The organism is Hymenobacter sp. AT01-02 (assembly GCF_000961955.2).
Lineage (GTDB): Bacteria > Bacteroidota > Bacteroidia > Cytophagales > Hymenobacteraceae > Hymenobacter > Hymenobacter mucosus.
This window is the reverse complement of record NZ_JZIR02000021.1, coordinates 1-705: the sequence shown is the minus strand read 5'-3', so window position 1 is coordinate 705 and position 705 is coordinate 1. Positions and strand designations below refer to the sequence as shown.

1 protein-coding gene is annotated in these 705 nt (G+C 59.6%); it reads left to right on the top strand.

All coding sequences use genetic code 11. The annotated features are described in order from the left end of the window. Positions 1-357: NUDIX hydrolase (locus VI25_RS25105; RefSeq protein WP_161806906.1), on the top strand; the 357-nt coding region annotated here is incomplete at its 5' end. Positions 358-705 lie beyond the last annotated feature (348 nt).

Below are 705 nucleotides of genomic sequence, written 5' to 3'. Positions count from 1 at the left end.
CTGCGCGAAGCCCACGAAGAAGTACACCTGCCGCCCGCCAACGTCGAAATTTTAACTTCTCTGCCCACTGTGGCCGTGCCCACGGGCTTCCGCATTGCGCCTTTTCTCGGCCGCATTCGGCGGCCGGAGGTGTGGCAGTGGCAAGCCGAGGAAATAGACGAGGTGCTGGAAATTCCGCTACGTCACCTGCTGGATGCTGCCACCCATACGGAGGAAGACTGGCACTTACCCGGTTGGCCCGGCCCCCGCCGCGTGCCCTACTACCGCATTGCAGGTGGCTACAAGCTCTGGGGGGCAAGCTACCGCATCATCACGCCCTTGCTTCCGCGCCTGCTGGCCGGCGAGTGGAACGTATGAAGCTGGGCGGCGGCCCGTTGGTGCACTAATCAGAAACTAGGTAGCAGCCGCGCTTGGCAAGAGAGCAGTACTACGCGGGCATGTTGCCGTTTCGGTGCGCTTGGCGCTTCATATCTGGCACGAAATTGCATTAGCTATTTGTAGTAACAGCTCAGGAGAGCTACTCAACCCTTACTATGAAACGACTTCCGATTCTGTTGCCGCTACTGCTTCTGTTGCTGCCGGCCGTTTCGTTTGCGCAGCGTGAACAATCTATCTGGCTGTTTGGCCAGCAGGCGGGCCTAACATTCCCGGCTGGCGGCGGGTCCCCCACGCCCCTGCTTACTAACAAAATGACCACGTATGAGG